This is a genomic window from Alcaligenes faecalis (assembly GCF_005311025.1).
Lineage (GTDB): Bacteria > Pseudomonadota > Gammaproteobacteria > Burkholderiales > Burkholderiaceae_B > Alcaligenes > Alcaligenes phenolicus.
Genome location: NZ_CP031747.1, coordinates 3,317,269 through 3,331,422, shown reverse-complemented (window position 1 = coordinate 3,331,422; position 14,154 = coordinate 3,317,269). Strand labels below are relative to the sequence as shown.

Sequence of the window (14,154 nt, the reverse complement as noted above, 5' to 3'; positions counted from 1 at the left end):
ATTCCTTGTACCGAGCGTGTGCAGAAGATCAAGCTGGAGCTTGGCTTGACCTTGCTCGTGTAATCGGCTTTGGCCTTGAATTCATTCTTGAAATCAGGTCAGGTCAAACCAAACCAAACCAAACCAAACCAGATCTGATCCGAACGTGAACTCTGAATTCTGAGCCCGAAATCTGGATTCGGACTTAAGACCTGGACTTGAGCCTGGGCCAGTCGCTCTTAGGCTTTGGACTTCTGATCCCAGTCCTGGCTGGCCTGCTCCAATGCTGCAATATCTTCTGCGCAGATCACATCTCGCAACGCCGTGAACTTCTCTTCCGGCCAGTCGTAAATCTTCAAGGCCAATAGCCGGTCAATCGCTGCGTCTTCAAAGCGCTTGCGCACCGGCACAGCCGGGTTGCCCGCCACAATCGTATACGGGGCCACATTCTTGGTGACCAGTGCACCCGAGGCAATTACGGCGCCTTCACCAATGACCACGCCGGGCATGATCATGGCTCGCATGCCGATCCAGGCACCATCGTGAATATGGGTGTCGCCTTTACCGACGTAAGCCTCCGTAATCTTGTCCACGAAGGGGTACAGGCTGAACCAGTCCATGCGATGTGTGTGATTGCCGCCCATCAGAATGACAGCCTCGGCACCGATGCACACGTAGTCGCCAATATGCAGCTGGTCTACCGGCCATTGCGAGGTCCAGGCCTTGCGGCTGTATTCGTCCCCGTACAGGTAACGCACTACGCTTTCTTCAAAACTGTCTGTCCAGGCATGGCTGTAATAGCTGTGTGTGCCGCGTACGTGAATATTGGGATTGGATACGGTTTCGTGCAGGAGTTCGACCTGCGACCAGTGTTTTTTCTCCATGTTTTTCCTTCTGGACCTTGCCGCGCGGGAACTGACTTTGCGCCGGTCCCGGCAAAGTGGGTGTTCGTGTTTGGGCCAAGCAGCCAAGCGAGCACAAGAGGCTCGCTTGCTGATGTTGATGGTGGGACTAGTCTAATGCGCTTTGAGCTGCTTGGCATTCAGGCGGGCCAAAAGCATCAAGCCCTGCATGAATGCTCACGCAGGGCTTGGTGTGTTTGGGCCGGGATTACTGGCCTTATTCGGCTGCTTGAGCGGGAATATCCAGTTTTTCACACAGACTTAGAATTTCTTCCAGGTTCTCGCGTTTGACCACGATCAGCTGAAATTCCTCGTCATAGCTTTGGGCAAATTCCAGCAGGCAGTAGGAGGGGTGAAACTCCTGCAACTGCTCGTTCGCCCATTGGAAAAAGCCGTCCACGTCCTGAAAAGGCATGTCGTCGTAGGGAAAGGCGGGCAGATCCTGGCTTTCAAAGGCAGCCAGAATCTCTTCCCACAGTTCGTCCACGGTATCGGCCAGAGCCAGATAGTCGTCCAGCTCGTAGCTGATGGCCAGGATCAGAGCACCATCCGGATCGTGTTCCATCAAGTTCTGGGCGTGCTTGCCATACGCCTCACCCATCGCTGTCGGGCTGGCGCTGGCTGTCAGCACGGACTGGCTGATGGCTGCAATATCCTGTTCCTTCTGATCAAATCCGGTCAGCAGATTGAGCAGACGCGTCAGTTGGGAAAGGCGCTCGGTCTCAGTCATGGCTTATCTCCGAAGTTTGCTAAAGGCGGCTGCCATAGCACCTGTCGGTGCCGGTTCAGCTTGCCGGTTGGGGCGATTGTTTCCGGAACGGCGCTGGGGTGCGTTGCTGGTGTTGCTGGAACCACGCACAGGGCCGCTGTCGTCGTTCAGGCGCATGGTCAAGCCGATACGCTTACGAGCTACATCCACTTCCTGGACTTTAACCTTAACGGTCTGCCCAACGCGAACCACATCACGCGGATCTTTGACAAAGGTCTCGGACAGGGCCGAGATATGCACCAGACCGTCCTGGTGCACACCCACGTCCACAAAGGCACCAAAGTTGGCCACGTTGGTGACCACGCCTTCCAGAATCATGCCGGGCGTCAAATCGTTCAGGGAGTTGATGCCTTCCTGGAACTTGGCGGTGGTGAATTCAGGGCGAGGGTCGCGACCGGGCTTTTCAATTTCATTAAAAATATCACGCACGGTGGGCAAACCAAAGCGCTCATCCGTGAAGTCGGAAGGCGACAAGCCTTTCAGTGCGCCGGATTTACCCATGACATCGCTGGCTTCGGTTTGCAGGCGCTCCAGAATGCGGGCGGCAACCGGATAGGCTTCGGGGTGAACCGCCGAGGCGTCCAGAGGGTTGGCTGCACCGGGAATACGCAAAAAGCCCGCTGCCTGTTCAAAGGCTTTTTCACCAAAGCGCGGCACTTCACGCAACTGCTTGCGGCTTTGGAAGGCACCGTTTTCGTCACGCCAGGTGACGATGTTTTTGGCCAGCGTGTTGTTCAGGCCGGAAACGCGCGCCAGCAGGGGAGCAGAGGCGGTGTTGACGTCCACACCCACGGCGTTCACACAATCCTCAACTACGGCGTCCAGGCTGCGAGCCAGTTCGCGCTGGTTCACGTCGTGCTGGTACTGACCCACACCAATGGATTTGGGATCGATCTTGACTAGCTCGGCCAGTGGGTCTTGCAGGCGGCGGGCGATGGAAACAGCACCGCGCAGGCTGACGTCCATATCCGGGAATTCTTGTGCGGCCAGTTCAGAGGCGGAGTACACCGAAGCGCCCGCCTCGGACACGACTACGCGAGTCAAAGGCAACTGCGGGAAAGCGGATTGCAGGTCGGCAACCAGTTTCTCGGTTTCGCGCGACGCTGTGCCGTTACCAATCGCCACCAGTTCAACTTGGTAGCGAGTAGCCAGACCGGCCAGGGTACGAATGGCGCCTTCGCGGTCACGACGGGGCTCAAAGGGGTAGACGGTGGCCGTATCCAGCACCTTGCCGGTTGCATCGATCACAGCGGCTTTTACGCCGGTACGAATACCTGGGTCCAGGCCCAGAACGGCTTTATTGCCAGCGGGGGCTGCCAGCAGCAAATCGCGCAGATTAGCGGCAAACACGCGGGTGGATTCTTGCTCGGCTTCTTCGCGCAGACGGCCAATCAGCTCGGATTCGAATGCTGTCAGCAACTTGACGCGCCAGGTCCAGCGGCAAACCTCGGCCAGCCAATGGTCGCGTGGGCTGGCGTCGGCGGAAAAGTCAGCGCCAATATCGGTCAGCTCGGCGACTTTCAGTACACAAGGGTGAGGCAGAAGCGCATCCTGCTCGGGGTTCAGGCCCAGGCGCAGGTCCAGTGCACCTTGCTGACGACCGCGCAACAAAGCCAGCACGCGGTGAGAAGGCAGTTGGCGCAGCGCTTCGTTAAAGTCGAACCAGTCGCGGAACTTGTCGCCTTCCTGTTCCTTGCCTTCGGCAACCTTGGAGTACAAGTGAGCGGACTTCCACAGATAGTCGCGCATGGCTTCCAGCAGGTCGGCCTGCTCGGCAAAGCGTTCGGCCAGAATGTCGCGGGCACCGTCCAGGGCGGCTTTGGCCGTATCGATCTTGGCTTCGGCATTCAGATAGCCTTCGGCCAGCGCCACAGGGTCTGCATCCTTCTGGGCCAGAATGGCGTCCGCCAGCGGCTCCAGGCCGGCTTCGCGGGCAATCTGGGCACGGGTACGGCGCTTGGGCTTGTAAGGGGCGTACAAGTCTTCCAGACGCTGCTTGGTGTCAGCCGCCAAAATGGCTTGCTCCAGCTCGGGCGTCAGTTTTTCCTGCTGGCGGATCGATTCCAGAATGGCATGACGACGCGATTGCATATCGCGCAAATAGATCAGGCGCACTTCCAGATCACGCAGGACATTATCGTCCAGGCCGCCAGTCGCTTCCTTGCGGTAACGGGCAATAAAAGGGACCGTGGCCCCGTTGTCCAAGAGCTCAACCGTAGAGGCGGCTTGTTGGATGCGGATGTTCAGTTCAGAGGCCAGTAGCGCCAGAATCTGTTGGTGATCCTGTTGCTGGGCGAGGGTTTCCACAGTCATTTCAGTTATGGGTCCATCGTTGTAAAAGGGTCTGCAAGCGCCGCATTTTGCCATAAAGACCGGCAGCGACCCAGAATTGGCAGGTATCATCTTGTATGTATTCCACTGTGATTGTAGACAGTTCTGTCATTCGTCACCTCTCCCTGAGCGGTTTTGCCCCATGTTGTTGCAGGATTATTCCGATATCTTTTCTCCCCAAGGCCCTCTGGCAGAGTCTGTCTCGCACTATCGTCCGCGGCAGGCTCAGCTGGAGCTGGCCCAAGCCATCAGCGAGACGGTCGCCGAGTCCGGCGTATTGATTGCCGAGGCGGGCACAGGCACGGGCAAGACCTGGGCCTATCTGGTGCCTGTGTTCATGCAAGGTGGCAAAGCGCTGGTTTCGACCGGAACGCGTACCTTGCAGGATCAATTGTTCCGTCGGGATATTCCCCACCTGCGTAAAGCGCTGGCCTTGCCGGTGGATGTGGCCTTGCTCAAGGGGCGCAGCAACTACGTTTGTCATTACCATTTGGAACGATTGGGTCAGGATGATCGAGCCCTGAAGTCCCGTGCGGAAATTGCTTATCTGCGGGCCATCCAGCTTTTTACTGAACGCAGCCGTAGCGGCGACAAGGGTGAGTTGGCCGAAGTCCCGGAGGACGCGGATATTTGGCACCGAGTCACTTCCACACGCGATAACTGCCTGGGACAGGATTGCCCCTTTGTGCGCGACTGCTTTGTGATGAAGGCGCGCCGTCATGCCCAGGATGCGGATGTAGTAGTGGTGAACCATGCTCTATTCATGGCGGACCTGGCCTTGCGCGAAGAGGGTGTGACGGATTTGCTGCCTAGCGTGGATCTGGTGGTGTTTGACGAGGCACACCAACTGCCCGACGTGGCCACCCGTTTTCTGGGTAGTAGCGTGTCCTTGTATCAATTGACGGATTTGTGTCGTCAGATAGAAGCGGCGGGTCTGGCCCAGGCGCGCGAGACCGTGGACTGGAGTCAGGTGGCGCGCAAGCTGGAGCAAGCGGCTCGGGATTTGCATTTGCGCACCGCGTCGCTGGCCGCTCAAGGTGGCCGTGCCACTTTTCAGGCCTTGCCCGAGCCCGAGCTGTTTGATGAAGCGTTGGAGAATTTGCTGGAGACCTTCGACAAGGTCATCAAGATGCTGGCCATGGTGGCTGAGCGCCATCCTGATCTGACGGCGGCGCATAAAAGCGCCTTGGAGTTACGTGCGCGCTTGTTCCAATGGAGCCAGCCGGACCGTCAGGGCCGCCACGCCTATTTGCCAGAAAGCGAAAAAGACGAAGACCAGCCCGACGAGTTCGTGCGTTGGGTAGAAAGTGGGCAGCATTATCTGCGCTTGCATAGCGCGCCTTTGTCGGTCGCCAAGATTTTCTCGCGCTACCGAGGCAAGGAGCAGTCCTGGGTGCTGACCTCGGCCACCTTGTCGGTGCATGGTGATTTCAATCACTTCAAGCGTCAACTGGGTTTGTTTGATGCTCGCACCGAAGCCTGGGCTTCGCCGTTCGACTATCCGAATCAGGCGCTGTTCTACGTCCCCAGCACCTTGCCGCTTCCTAGCCATCCCAACTTCAATCAGGCCTTCGTGGATGCGCTCATTCCGCTGATCAAGGCGGGTCAGGGTGGTGTGCTGGTGCTCTGTACCACCTTGCGCTCGGTCGAGCGGATTGCAGATATGCTGCGGGACCGATTTGATCGGGAAGACATCGAACGCAATGTGCTGCGCCAAGGGGAGCGTTCACGGCAAGTTCTGCTGGACGAGTTCCGTGCCCGTGGTAATGCGGTTTTGGTGGGGAGCGCCAGCTTCTGGGAAGGGATTGACCTGCCCGGTGATGCCTTGACGCTGGTGGCTATCGACAAGCTGCCCTTTGCTCCGCCGGATGATCCGGTGCTGGAAGCGCGTATCAAGGAGTGCAAGGACAGGGGGGGTAATCCCTTCATGGAATACCAGTTGCCCGAAGCCGCCATTGCCTTGAAGCAAGGGGCAGGGCGTCTGATTCGTACCGAGCGCGACTGGGGCGTGCTGATGGTGGGCGACACCCGTATTGTCGAGAAGCCCTACGGCAAATTGCTGTGGCGTGGTTTGCCGCCCTTTGCCCGTACGCGTGATCCTGCCCGTGCCTTGGCGTTTCTGCGGGAGCAGAAAGCGAAGCGGCAGAGCGCTCAGGTCAGTGATGTGGAGCTGAACGACAGCTCGGAGCAGGCTTGAGCGTATTCCGTCTATTAAAACTAGGGTAAGGACTCGTCTGCGACGATGTCCTCTGCCACCAGGCCCCATAAGAACAGGCTGGGTGTGCTAGCGCCTTCCAGACTGCCCTCTATCTGCTGAAGAACGGACATGACGGCACTGCGATTGCTGACTGCCTCAAACGCTTCCCGAGTGATAGGCGTAAACCAGCCTTTTTTGAGCACCGCTACCGCCATTGCCAGCGCGACGGAAAACACATGCTGGCCCAGCATGGGGACCTGAACCGTCTCGCCTGCGCGATTGTGCACATCAAACATCTGCTCTTCATCAGGCAGTGCTGCACCCAGGCGCCAGGCCAGTGCCAGCCCGAAGGCTTCGGGAATCATCACGCAAAGCTTGGTCGCACGGACTTCAGACAGGCCGCTGGCTTGCAGTTGAGCGATGCACTCCTCAATGCTTTGATCCTTTGCCAGTACAGGAATGGCTTCGAGTACCCGTGTTTCTGCTTGTTCGTGGTTCATGGAGTATGTTTTATGAAAGGGGCATTCTTGGACATTGGAAAATGTCTGTTTTCATGTTCTTGTGACGTCGGGAAGCGGAGTAGTGGGTCTTACGGGCCAACAACTTAGGACAGGTTTCAGCCATTGCTTGCCACGGTGGAGTTTTGAGCTAGGTGCTGCACAGTACCAGGCACGGGGCACGACATTGTATAAAGTCGCAGCATCATAAGCTTGGACTTCAATTTCGCGTCGTTCTCCGTTCTACATCAAGGCTTTTTGGCATCGTACGTTTGACGTGATTCCTGTATACGCGGAAGGTTCTCTTTGACCCACACATTGATGCCTTTCAGCGCATCGAGCATGTTTTTCCCCATCTCCGTCAGTTCATATTCCACACGAGGGGGCACCTCGGGAAAATAATGGCGTTCTACCAAGCCATCTCGTTCCAGGTTTCGCAGTGTTAGCGTCAGCATGCGCTGTGTGATTCCTTCCACCTCACGCTTGATTTCGGAAAATCGCAGTCTACGATCACCCGCGATGGCAAGGCGCCAGATGACCTGCACGGTCCATTTGTCACCAAGGCGTGTGCAGACTCCATTCAATGGAATTGGCTGGAAGGATGAGTCGCTGTCGGGTTTCTCCTTGAGAGCATCCGACTCTGCTGGATCTATGGGTTTCATTTCTGTGCCTGAGGTTCAAAAAAGTGCCGTCTTCCGCAATTCAGATATCGAGGAAAGAATACGACATTCTCTTTTTTTCGAGCTGAATCATGAATAAAGTACATCGTCCCATTCTGGTTTTCGGAGCCACAGGCCGGCAAGGTGGATCGGTGGCCAAAGCACTTCTGGAGGCTCACTGGCCTGTCTGCGCTTTTGTGCAATCTCCATCCAAACCGGCTTCAATCGCTCTGCGGGAAGCAGGCGCTGAACTCGTGCAAGGGGCATTGGACGATGCCAATCTTATCGCGTCGGCCATGAAGGATGTGTATGGCGTATTTAGCGTGATGCCTGCGAACCTATCAGCAGAAGAGGAGGTTTGTTATGGCACACGTCTTGCTGATCTGGCGGCAAAAAATGGCGTCGAGCATTTCATCTATTCCTCGGGGGCTAGCGCTGGGGACAAACTGACAGGTGTTGCGCGCTTTGATGCCAAGCCTCTTATTGAGGCACATATTCGCGAACTGCCGCTGACTGCAACCATCATCCGTCCCATGATCTTCATGGAGATGCTTGTGCGGCCGGGCTTTGGCCTGGAGGAAGGGCGGTTGGTTTCTCTGATACACCGTGATCATTCGATCCAACTCACTGCGGTGCAAGACATAGGGAAAATCGTTGCCGCCCTGTTTGCGGACAGGGCACGTTTTGCCGGGATGGCCTTGAAGATCGCCAGTGATCGTGTGACCGGCCAGGAGCTGGAGGCCGCCTTTTCTGAAGCCGCAGGTCGCTCTATCACTTATGCCCGATTCCCTGATGAAGTATTAGCTGCCAACGCCGATTTGGGGCATATGGCGTCAAGTCTGGAGGATGGCCCTCTTGCAGAACAGGTGGACCTCGGTCTGATGCGAGAAATCAATCCTGAACTTGTCTCGCTGCGTTCTTGGCTGATGGGAGAAGGGCGTGAAAAGCTGGAAGAAGCGTTGCGCAGAAAACAGGCGTAGATAGGCTTTGCGAAGGAATGTGCGCAGATGGAGTCTCGCCATCTTCCGTGCTTTCTGGCTGTGGCTGAAGAACTCCATTTCATTCCTGCGTCTTAGCGACTGCTTGTTGAATAGTCGCCACTGTCATGCGCTATTTTTCTTATCAATAAGCCTGCTAAAAACAGCCCAAAGCGCTACGAAGCTCCCTGCTTGCAGAGCCCGTCACAAGGCTAATTTAATTATTTAAATATAAAGCTCTCCCGCCTGGAACGCAGGGTAATCCCCATCTCTCCACGCATTGACGCGTCAAATTCGGCTCATTACCATCACAACATACAACTATGTATGTTCTAAAACCACTTGTGTTTGGTGATCCACATGACAACAGAAAAAACTTTGCCGCGAGTAATACGTTTTGACGATTTGGTCTTTCAGCCCAGACAGGAAAAACCGGAGATGGCGCAGTTGGCGGAAATCGTGGGTGAGGAGGATGGGACGCCCTTGGGGGCGGGGTATGCACGCTTGAACCAGGCCCGCATTGAATGGACCGTGTTGTACGACGAGGTCGTGACGGTGATCGAGGGCAGCATGCGCATTCATACGCCGCAGGGCATTCTGGAAGCCGGTCCACGTGATTGTGTGTGGTTGCCAGCGGGCACGCCCCTGATCTATGAAGCAGAATCTGCTCTGATCCATTACTGCCTGCATCCCAGCAACTGGGCTAGCGCACGGACGGCGGCATGAGCATCAAGAAAATTACGCGTCTGCCGGAGAACGACAAGACAAATGGGTGGAGTCGGCTCCTGGCTCCCCGTACTCCCAAGCCCGCTTTGGCCAAAGACGTGCAGGCTGATTGGGTGATTGTCGGCGGTGGCCTGGCCGGTTTGGCCGCTGCCCGTCGCCTGGCAGAGAACCGCCCCGGTGACAGCATCGTGGTGCTGGAGGCCGATCTGGTGGGCGAGGGCGCTCAAGGCCGAAACTCCGGCTTTGCGATTGATAGCCCTCATAACGTCGGCAGTTCCATGGGCGAACTGGACGCCGCCCGCTCGCATGTGCGCCTGGCGCGTACCGCGATTGCTTATTTAAGAACCCAGGTCGAGCGTTACGGTATCGAGTGCGACTGGAGCCCCATCGGGAAATTCCACGCAGCGGTTTCGGAGGAAGGCGTACGCACAACCTTGAAGCCTACGCTGCAGGTGCTGGAGTCCTTGAAGGAACCGCATGAGTGGCTGGACGGCAAAGCCTTGCACGACAAGCTGGGGTTCACGCATTTCCGCACAGGCATTTACACCCCCGGTACGGTGTTGCTGAACCCGGCGGGTCTGTCGCGTGGTCTGGCCGACAATATGCCTCCCAACGTTACCGTCTACGAAAAAACGCCCGTGCTGTCCTTGCAGCAAGGCGACGGTGTCACGCTGGAAACCCCCGGTGGCAAGGTTCGTGCAGGCAAGATGATTCTGGCCGTGAATGTGTTCGCCGAGCAGTTCGGTTTCTACAGCGGCAAGCTGATGCCGATGGCGGCTCATGCAAGCCTGACCCGTTGCCTGACAGAAAGCGAGCAGCGCGAATTGGGTGGTTTGCCCAGCTGGGGTTTGACCCCCGCCAATGCCTTTGTGGGCATTACCATGCGTCGCACCAATGACCAGCGCATTCTGATTCGTCAGCACATGACTTACGCGCCCAATTTGCGCAGTGATGATGAAAGCCGCCGCCGCGTGCGCATTGAGCACAAAACCCTGTTTGACGAGCGTTTCCCGAATCTGAAAAACGTGGAAATGGAGCACACCTGGACCGGCTTTATCTGCTTGTCCCGTAATGGTTCCCCAGGCTTTGGGCAGGTGGCACCGCATGTGTATTCCGCGGTGTGTCAGAACGGGGTGGGTCTGACCAAGGGCACGATTTCCGGCATGTTGGTCGCCGATCTGGCTTGCGGTGTGGACAATCCCTTGATTGCCGATATGCAGGCTTTGGGGCAACCCGATGCCTTGCCGCCACGTCCGTTTCTGGATGTGGGTGTCCGGGCCCGTTTGGGCTGGGAGTTATGGCGGCACCGGGCGGAAGCCTGATAGCCGACGTTTGAACAATAAATTTAAAAGACATACCCAGGAGGAGTTATGAAGCTTTTGAGCAAGACCTTGCTGACGGTGATGTTCAGCCTGAGCGCGGCCACCGTGTCCGCACAGACCATGCGCATTGCAACGGACTCGGGCGCGCAAGGCTCGCCTAGCGGTGATGCAATCGAGAAATGGGCTGCGCTGATCAAAGAGGGTACGCAAGGCGCGGTGTCGCCACGCGTTTTCTATCAAAACCAGTTGGGTGGTCAGGAAGAGGTGTTCGACCAGCATGTAGCCGGTGATGTGCAGTTGATGCTGAACTGGCCCATGACTTCCTACGACAAGCGCATTGCGGTGATCTACACGCCCTACATGTTCACCACCTGGGAAGAAGCCTTGGCCGCGTACCAGCCCGGTGGCTGGTTGAATGAAACGCTGGACGGTATCTACAAAGAGAACGGCTTGAAGTTCTTCGGTGCCTGGCCTGAAGGATTCAATGGCGTCGCCACTAAAGGCAAACATGCGGTGACGGTAGAGGACGCCAGGAACATCAAGGTACGTGTCCCCCCGATCTCCATGATGCAGCAGTCCGTGCAAGCCATGGGTTACCAAACGGCAGCCATTGACTGGGGCGAAGTGTTTACGTCCATTCAGACCGGCGTGGTGGATGGCGATGCAGCCAACGTCATTTATTACGACTACGAATATTTCCGCGACACGCTGGATTACTACGTGCGCAGCAAGCAGCAGTTCATTACCGGTGTGCTGTCCATGAACCTGGAAGCCTGGGAAGCCTTGACGCCCGAGCAGCAGGAAGTGATCCAGACCTCGGCCATCACCATCATGCAAGATCAGTTTTCCAAGGCCCAGGTAGCGGACGCGGCCATTGTGGAGAAGTGGAAAGCGCTGGGTAAAACCTACCTTGAGCTCGACAAGGATCAACTGGCTGCTTTGGGCACCCATGTGCGTGCCAAGGTCTGGCCTGCGATGCACGCTGAAGTGGGCGACAGCATCATGGCCCATATCGAGAAAAACGCCTCGGCTCTCAAGTGAACACCTTGGAACAAGGGAGTATGACTGTGAGTGAGGACTTTCTGATCAAGCGAGGGCCGACCCTGATCGCCCTGGAATGGCTGGCCATTGCGTCCAGCGTTGTGGTGGCGGCAGGTTTGGCCTATGTGGTGGCCGCACGTTATTACCTGAATTGGCCGGCAGCCGGTGTGCACACCATTGTGATGGTGGCGGCGATCTGGCTGTATATGACGGGGGCCTTGATTGCCAGCCAGTCCCGTCAGCATCTGGTGGTGGATTACCTGTCGCATCGTTTGAAGACCCCAGGGGCGCGTGCTATCCATCGTTTCATCGTGTCCGTACTGGTACTGATCATTGTGGTGGCTTTTGCCTATTGGACCTTGCGCATGTTCATGTGGGGTTCCCGGTTCTCGACCACGATGGCCGAGCTGGGAATTCCTGTCTGGGTGCCGCAAGCCGCTATTGGTCTGAACGCCGCCGGTAGCCTGATCTATGCCTTGCGCGATGTTTATCAGTCTTTGATGGCCTTGCGCCATGGGGGCCATTGATTATGCATGCCGGATTTTCTGTTCTCTTGCTCTTGTTTCTGCTGGGTGTCGGGGTGCCGGTGGCCTGGTCCTTTGCGGGCACGCTGCTGATGTTGACGCTGGTGTATGACGTCAACTTGAACACCTTGATGCTGCAAGGTTTCCGTTCCTTGAACTCTCTGGTTCTGCTGGCTTTGCCTTTGTTCATCATGGCGGGATACTTGATGCAGGCAGGCGGGATTGCGCACCGTTTGGTGGGTTTTGCCGAAATGCTGGTCAAGAATCGTCGTGGTGGCATGGGGGCCAGCATGGTGCTGGCTTCCGGGGTGTTCGGGGCGATTTCGGGTACGGCCTCGGCGGCGGTAGCGTCCATTGGCACCATTCTGGTCGATCCCATGGAGCAGCGCGGTTATCCGCGTCAGTACTCGGCGGCCTTGCTGGGGATTTCCTCTTTGCTGGGGATTCTGATTCCGCCGTCCATCACCATGATTCTGTTCGCGGTGGTGACGCAGCAGTCGGTAGTGGCGTGTTTTGCAGCCACGATCGGGCCAGGGATTCTGTTGATGGTCGGGCTGACGCTGTTCAACTATGTGGTGGCTGGACGCTGGTTCAAGGAGTTGCCTGCACAGCCTGCTGATGAGCAATCCCGTCGTTCTTCCCTCAAGACCTTGCTTTATGCCGTGCCCGCCTTGTGTATTCCCGCCTTGATTCTGGGTGGTATTTACGGGGGCGTATTCACACCCACGGAAGCTGCGGCGGTGGCGGTTGTGCTGGTGATTGGCATCGGCTGTTTTGTGTATCGTGAACTGACCCTAAGCAAGCTGCGCGACAGCTTCGTACGTACGGCAGAGACTACGGGCACCGTTATCCTGATCTTGCTGTTCTCCTTTCTGATCGGCCGTATTTTGGTTGCGCAAGGTGTGCCACAGGACTTGACCGCCTTTGTGACGGGTCTGGTGGATAGCCCCATCGGCATTCTCTTGATGGTCAATGTGTTCCTGATTCTGGTGGGCATGATTATTGACGATGTGTCCTTGACCGTGGTGGTGGCTCCCTTGCTGCTGCCTTTGGTGGGCGTGGCCGATGTCAATCCGATACAGTTTGCCGCGATTGTGGCGTGTGCGGTGATTGTGGGTTCCAACAGCCCGCCGATGGCACCTGTGCTGTACATGTCCTGCCGTATCAGCAAGGTGACGGTACATCGTTCCTTTGGCCCGGCCATCGCCATGATCGTGTTTGTGGCTATTCCGATTCAATTGATCACCACCTTCGTGCCCGCTGTTTCCTTGGCGTTTCCACGAATGCTGGGCCTGTTATAAGAGGAGCGCCGGTATACTTTGGCGACTAAAGCGACTCTACAAGCAGGCGATATGAGCGATAAGGAATTGATTGAACGTGTGGCCCAGGCCGGCGCGCTGACCGAGCCCAATGTGCATTTGACGCGGGCGGACTGGCTGGAGGCGGCCATTCGCCTGTTTATGCAGGAAGGCGTGGAGGCGGTGCGCATCACTCGCCTGGCGCAGGTCATGGCCGTCACGCGAGGCAGTTTTTATTGGCATTTCAAGGACAGGGACGATCTGCTGGATGGGCTGGTCGGTTTCTGGGAACAAAAGAATATGCGCTCCACCATGCTGGCGCTGGAGAATGTGGACAATCTGCAAGATGGCATGTTGTCCCTGTTCTCCACTTGGCTGGATGTGTCCCGTTTTGAGCCGGGCCTGGATATGGCCATGCGGGATTGGGCAAGGCGCTCCGAGCGAGTGCGTCAGGCCGTCGCGCGGGCGGACAAGGCCTGCATGAATGCCTTGGCCAATTTCTTTCAGCGTATGGGTCTGGAAGAGATTGAAGCCCAGACCCGAGCCCGGACGACGTACTTTTGTCAGATTGGCTATTACCTGATTGGCCTGCAGGAAGAGCTGGAAGACCGCATGGTGTATCTGGACGACACCATGAAGATTCTGGGAGGCCAGCCCCTGGACCCAGCCAAGGCCAAGGCTTTTGCAGAGCGTATGTATAGCGTGCAAAAGGACAATGCCAAGAAGGTGGGGTGATATTCAGGAGGCTCTGGAGCCTGTGGGGGCGGGGTGTGTTTAGATGGCTGCAGGCTAAGGATCTACCTGACTTGTCGTTACTGTTTTGATGAGCAGGGCAGAGCAGACTGGTAAGGAATATCAGCTTGAAGCCGGAAAACTAAAAAGGCCGAATCCTGTATGGGATTCGGCCTTTTTTTGACTAAGTTCTGTGAGGC

General features: G+C 56.7%; 13 protein-coding genes. 8 read left to right on the top strand and 5 right to left on the bottom strand.

The window, feature by feature from the left end:
- Positions 1 to 218 precede the first annotated feature (218 nt).
- The 3 genes from D0C27_RS15340 to D0C27_RS15330 form a co-directional block, all read right to left on the bottom strand.
- Positions 219 to 863 carry a CatB-related O-acetyltransferase gene (locus D0C27_RS15340; protein ID WP_035270807.1) on the bottom strand — a complete coding sequence of 215 codons (645 nt, stop codon included), beginning with the start codon at positions 861 to 863 and terminating at the stop codon, positions 219 to 221.
- A gap of 235 nt (positions 864 to 1,098) precedes the next feature.
- On the bottom strand, positions 1,099 to 1,611 hold the full coding sequence (locus D0C27_RS15335) for a hypothetical protein (RefSeq protein WP_035270806.1): 513 nt from the start codon (positions 1,609 to 1,611) through the stop codon (positions 1,099 to 1,101).
- A 3-nt stretch (positions 1,612 to 1,614) separates the two neighbouring features.
- On the bottom strand, positions 1,615 to 3,963 hold the full coding sequence (locus tag D0C27_RS15330) for a Tex family protein (RefSeq protein WP_060185728.1): 2,349 nt from the start codon (positions 3,961 to 3,963) through the stop codon (positions 1,615 to 1,617).
- A 160-nt stretch (positions 3,964 to 4,123) separates the two neighbouring features.
- On the opposite strand from D0C27_RS15330, the gene D0C27_RS15325 reads away from it, so the two are divergent.
- Positions 4,124 to 6,178 carry an ATP-dependent DNA helicase gene (locus D0C27_RS15325; RefSeq protein ID WP_083054001.1) on the top strand — a complete coding sequence of 685 codons (2,055 nt, stop codon included), beginning with the start codon at positions 4,124 to 4,126 and terminating at the stop codon, positions 6,176 to 6,178.
- Between the two features lie 20 nt (positions 6,179 to 6,198).
- On the opposite strand, the gene D0C27_RS15320 is transcribed toward D0C27_RS15325, so the two are convergent.
- Positions 6,199 to 6,678: a hypothetical protein gene (locus D0C27_RS15320; RefSeq protein ID WP_060185730.1), complete on the bottom strand. Its 480-nt coding sequence runs from the start codon at positions 6,676 to 6,678 to the stop codon at positions 6,199 to 6,201.
- 245 nt (positions 6,679 to 6,923) lie between these two features.
- The gene (locus tag D0C27_RS15315) at positions 6,924 to 7,337 is read right to left on the bottom strand and encodes a winged helix-turn-helix transcriptional regulator (protein WP_137431265.1); all 414 of its coding nucleotides are present in this window, start codon (positions 7,335 to 7,337) and stop codon (positions 6,924 to 6,926) included.
- A gap of 89 nt (positions 7,338 to 7,426) precedes the next feature.
- Here D0C27_RS15315 and D0C27_RS15310 point away from each other — a divergent pair, with 89 nt between their 5' ends.
- The 7 genes from D0C27_RS15310 (at position 7,427) to D0C27_RS15275 (ending at position 13,957) form a co-directional block, all read left to right on the top strand.
- Positions 7,427 to 8,314 (top strand): NmrA/HSCARG family protein, encoded by an 888-nt coding sequence (locus D0C27_RS15310; RefSeq protein WP_137431264.1) that lies wholly within the window; start codon positions 7,427 to 7,429, stop codon positions 8,312 to 8,314.
- 357 nt (positions 8,315 to 8,671) lie between these two features.
- Positions 8,672 to 9,037, top strand: a complete 366-nt coding sequence (locus D0C27_RS15300) for an ethanolamine utilization protein EutQ (RefSeq protein ID WP_240688263.1) — start codon at positions 8,672 to 8,674, stop codon at positions 9,035 to 9,037.
- On the top strand, positions 9,034 to 10,359 hold the full coding sequence (locus tag D0C27_RS15295; RefSeq protein WP_137431263.1) for an NAD(P)/FAD-dependent oxidoreductase: 1,326 nt from the start codon (positions 9,034 to 9,036) through the stop codon (positions 10,357 to 10,359). Before D0C27_RS15300 ends, D0C27_RS15295 begins: the two co-directional genes overlap by 4 nt.
- A 48-nt stretch (positions 10,360 to 10,407) precedes the next feature.
- A complete protein-coding gene (gene dctP, locus D0C27_RS15290; protein ID WP_035270797.1) occupies positions 10,408 to 11,400 on the top strand; it encodes a TRAP transporter substrate-binding protein DctP in 993 nt (330 codons plus the stop codon).
- Positions 11,401 to 11,420: 20 nt separating this feature from the next.
- Positions 11,421 to 11,927 carry a TRAP transporter small permease gene (locus D0C27_RS15285; protein WP_060185734.1) on the top strand — a complete coding sequence of 169 codons (507 nt, stop codon included), beginning with the start codon at positions 11,421 to 11,423 and terminating at the stop codon, positions 11,925 to 11,927.
- A 2-nt stretch (positions 11,928 to 11,929) separates the two neighbouring features.
- Entirely contained in the window at positions 11,930 to 13,225 is a 1,296-nt protein-coding gene (locus D0C27_RS15280) for a TRAP transporter large permease (protein ID WP_137431262.1), read from the top strand.
- A gap of 51 nt (positions 13,226 to 13,276) precedes the next feature.
- Positions 13,277 to 13,957 (top strand): TetR/AcrR family transcriptional regulator, encoded by a 681-nt coding sequence (locus D0C27_RS15275; protein ID WP_052362930.1) that lies wholly within the window; start codon positions 13,277 to 13,279, stop codon positions 13,955 to 13,957.
- Positions 13,958 to 14,154: the final 197 nt, after the last annotated feature.